The 450-nt window shown below is 47.1% G+C and carries 1 protein-coding gene; it reads right to left on the reverse strand.

Annotation, left to right across the window (positions count from 1 at the left end; translation table 11 throughout):
- On the reverse strand, nt 1-450 hold a 450-nt coding region (locus A3757_RS26495; protein WP_197469851.1), incomplete at both ends, for a hypothetical protein.

Genomic DNA, 450 nt, shown 5'->3' on the forward strand with positions numbered 1-450 from the left:
TTCTTAGTTGAAGTGCAAAGGTGGTACTTTCGGTGTAGCCATCGAACTCGATGCCTGTAATTCCTGCGGTGACAAAATCTACCACCACATCGCGATGCTCAACTTCGAAGGATTGTTCATTAGATTGATAGGCACCCCAGAATCCTTGCTGCGGATCGAGCAAGTGTTCATCAAAAGCTTTACTAATAATGCCTACGGGTAAGTCGGCACTATACCATTCCCCACCGGACACCAGATCAAAAATCCTGGGGCGAACATAGAGGCTCGTATCATTGTCCAGGGTTATGTACGAGGCAATACGATTGTTTTCTTTTTCTGGTTTAACAGACAAGCCCAGCAGAGTATGGGCTGGGTCGTCATAGACTACGTGCAGATCCATATCGCTTGGGCCATCGTAAGAAGTCGAGCGATAGTTTGTGTTTGTGTTTGTGCTTGTGCGTGAGATGGCCA

The organism is Oleiphilus sp. HI0117 (assembly GCF_001635235.1).